Raw genomic sequence first — 3,467 nt, forward strand, 5'->3', positions numbered from 1 at the left:
GTAGGAGTCTGGGCCGTGTCTCAGTCCCAGTGTGGCCGGTCACCCTCTCAGGCCGGCTACCCGTCGAAGCCTTGGTAGGCCATTACCCCACCAACAAGCTGATAGGCCGCGAGCACATCCTCCACCGAAAAAACTTTCCACGACCAACCCATGCAGGTAGTCGTCGTATCAGGTATTAGACCCCGTTTCCGAAGCTTATCCCCAAGTGAAGGGCAGATTACTCACGTGTTACTCACCCGTTCGCCGCTCGTGTACCCCCGAAAGGGCCTTACCGCTCGACTTGCATGTGTTAAGCACGCCGCCAGCGTTCGTCCTGAGCCAGGATCAAACTCTCCGTAGAAAATTCCATCACTGACAAAAAACAAAACTGACAATTGCCAGAATCATTAACTGCCGAAAAAACAAACCCACAAACAATAAAGATGAGGGCATACAAACTAATTCATCGACTATGACACACTGTTGAGTTCTCAAAGATCAGACGCACACCGAACAGGGACCGTCTCCGGTCCGAGCCTGGGGCTGTCGCTCTCCGCCTTCCGGCCCTTGCGGGCCCGGCTGGGGCAACCCGGAGAACATTACGTGCAGACCCAGGGACCGTCAACTCGGGGGGTCCCCCCACGGCTGCCGCCGACCCCCCTGGGGCTTCGCGCAGCAGCGTTTGCGCAGGTCAGCGGCCTGCGAGCCGCTCTGGAAACTCGTGAAAATTCGTTCGCACGGGGCGCCTCCTCGTGAGGCAGGGCCGCAGGGCATCCCACATGCTCAGGTGCCCGTTGTGAGCGGGGACACACGACATTGCTCCAGGTCGCTAGCCAGCCGCCCGGGACGAGCGTCGGTAGGAGCTGACCGTGGGGTCGTCTCGCACCCAGAACCGCCACGGGACGTCGGCCGCACGGCTCACGCCCACCCTGGGGCCGCGGTCCACCAGCTCTGGAGCCGGCGCTGCTCCGGGTGTCAGCACGAGAGAGCCGCCGCGCAGGAGGTCGGCCCCGTCCTGGGCGGCGCTCAGGCCCAGGGCCTGGCCCAGGCACCCGGGTCCCCGGGCCCACGAGCGCTCGCTGGCACGCTCGCCCCTCCGGTGGTGCGCGAGGTCGTGTCCCTCGACCACGCGTCCGGCGCGCAGGAGGACCGCGGAAGCGCACCCCTCCTCCCCCGTCACCACGTTGGCGCACCAGTGGATGCCGTAGGAGCGGTAGACGTAGAGGTGGCCCGCGGCACCGAACATCACCCTGGTGCGAGGAGTGAGGCCCCGGAACGCGTGGCTGGCCGGGTCGTCGCCGCCCTGGTAGGCCTCGACCTCGGTGAGGACGACCGAGACGGTGCCCTCGCTGGTGGTGTGGCTCAGCCGCCAGCCGAGGAGCCCGGGCGCGACCTCCGGAGCCTGTCCCGACAGGAGCTCACGGAGGTCGGGCACCACGACGGGGCCAGCCCTCAGGACAGGTGGTCGCGCTGGGCGGAGGCCCGGGCGAGGAGCTCGTCGAGCTGCTCGCGGACGCGGTGGGGAGCGGTTCCCCCGCGCCCGCTCCGAGACGACACCGAGCCCTCGACGGTCAGGACGTCGCGCACGCTGGGGGTCAGGGTGGGCGAGATCTCCGCGAACTGCTCGTCGGTCAGCTGGTGCAGCTCGATGCCGAGCTCCTCGCAGCGGCGTACGCAGGCGCCCGCGACCTCGTGGGCGATCCGGAAGGGCGTGCCCTGACGGACCAACCACTCGGCGATGTCGGTAGCCAGGGAGAAGCCTTGGGGGGCCAGCTCGGCAAGGCGCGAGGTGTTGAACCTCAGGGTGGCGACCATCCCCGTGAAGGCGGGCAGCAGGACCTCGAGGGTGTCGATGGAGTCGAAGACCGGCTCCTTGTCCTCCTGGAGGTCGCGGTTGTAGGCCAGGGGAAGCGCCTTCAGGGTCGCCATCAGTCCGGTGAGGTTGCCGATGAGTCGACCGGCCTTGCCCCGGGCGAGCTCGGCGATGTCGGGGTTCTTCTTCTGCGGCATGATGCTCGAGCCCGTCGACCAGGAGTCGTGCAGCGTCACGAAGTCGAACTCCCGGGTCGACCAGAGGATGACCTCCTCCGCCAGACGGCTGACGTCGACGCCGACCTGGGCGGTGACGTAGGCCAGCTCCGCGACGAAGTCGCGCGCGGATGTGCCGTCGATCGAGTTGGCCGAGGAGCCGGTGAAGCCGAGCTCCTCGGCGACCCCGACCGGGTCGAGACCGAGACTGGAGCCCGCGAGCGCACCGGAGCCGTAGGGCGAGTCCCCCGCGACACGGGCGTCCCAGTCGGCGATCCGGTCGACGTCGCGCACCAGCGGCCACGCGTGCGCGAGCAGGTGGTGGGCCAGGAGGACCGGCTGGGCGTGCTGCAGGTGCGTGCGACCCGGCATCACGACGTCCAGGTGGTCACGCGCCTGGGTGGCGAGCACCTCGGCGAGGTCGAGCACCTGACCCGCGACGATGCGGGCGTGGTCGCGCAGGAACATCTTGAACAGCGTGGCGATCTGGTCGTTGCGGCTGCGACCCGCGCGGATGCGGCCGCCGGTGTCGGCGCCCACCTCCTCGAGCAGCAGCCGCTCCAGGGCTCCGTGGACGTCCTCGTCGCTGGGGTCGGGCTGGAGCGTGCCTGCCGCGAAACGCTCCCCCAGCACGTCGAGCCCGCGCAACAGCTCTCCGAGTGCCGCGTCGCCGAGCAGCCCGGCGCGGTGCAGCGCCCGGGCGTGGGCGCGGGAGCCGGCGAGGTCGTAGGGCGCCAGCCGCCAGTCGAAGTGGGTCGAGCGCGACAGGGCCTCGAGCTCCGGCGACGGACCTCCGGCGAACCGGCCGCCCCAGAGCTTGCCCTCGTTGGTGGTGCCGCTGTCCCCCATCAGTCGGTCCCGGACTCCATCGCGGCGTAGTCGAGCGCCTCGTCGTCGGCGTCGCGCGCGGACGGGTTGTCGGTGATGCGCTCCGCGCCACCGGCCGGGAGCTCGCCGAAGAGCGTGCCGTTCTCGACCAGCACCTGGCCTTGGTCGAGCGGCTGCGCGGCGTACATCTCGAGCTTGGCGCGCGAGTCGGCGATGTCCAGGTTGCGCATCGTGAGCTGCCCGATGCGGTCGGTGGGCCCGAAGGCGGCGTTGTCGGTGCGCTCCATCGAGAGCTTGTCGGGGTGGTAGGAGAACGCCGGGCCGTCGGTACGCAGGACCGTGTAGTCCTCGCCGCGACGCAGGCGCAGCGTGACCTCGCCGGTGACCAGCGAGGCGATCCAGCGCTGGATGGCCTCGCGCATCATCAGCGCCTGCGGGTCGAGCCAGCGGCCTTCGTACATCAGCCGACCGAGGCGGCGGCCCTCGGCGTGGTAGTTGGCGATGGTGTCCTCGTTGTGCACCGCGTTGACCAGGCGCTCGTAGGCGATCCAGAGCAGCGCCATGCCGGGCGCCTCGTAGATGCCGCGCGACTTGGCCTCGATGATGCGGTTCTCGATCTGGTCGGACATGCC

Annotated in this window: 2 protein-coding genes, 1 rRNA gene and 1 pseudogene; all 4 read right to left on the reverse strand. The window is 69.0% G+C overall.

Features of this window, described 5'->3' with window-relative positions; all coding sequences use genetic code 11:
• A 16S ribosomal RNA gene (locus RMN98_RS12425) occupies positions 1-340 on the reverse strand; the annotation flags it as partial.
• Positions 341-808: 468 nt separating this feature from the next.
• Positions 809-1,414 (reverse strand): DNA-3-methyladenine glycosylase, encoded by a 606-nt coding sequence (locus tag RMN98_RS12430; protein WP_309649128.1) that lies wholly within the window; start codon positions 1,412-1,414, stop codon positions 809-811.
• Positions 1,415-1,431: 17 nt separating this feature from the next.
• Positions 1,432-2,856, reverse strand: coding sequence for an argininosuccinate lyase (argH, locus tag RMN98_RS12435; protein ID WP_309649129.1), 1,425 nt, complete (start codon positions 2,854-2,856; stop codon positions 1,432-1,434).
• Positions 2,856-3,467: pseudogene (locus RMN98_RS12440) on the reverse strand (argininosuccinate synthase domain-containing protein); the annotation flags it as partial. The pseudogene RMN98_RS12440 and the gene argH, both read right to left, overlap by 1 nt.

It is taken from the genome of Nocardioides sp., from assembly GCF_031397825.1.
Classification (GTDB): Bacteria; Actinomycetota; Actinomycetes; order Propionibacteriales; family Nocardioidaceae; genus Nocardioides.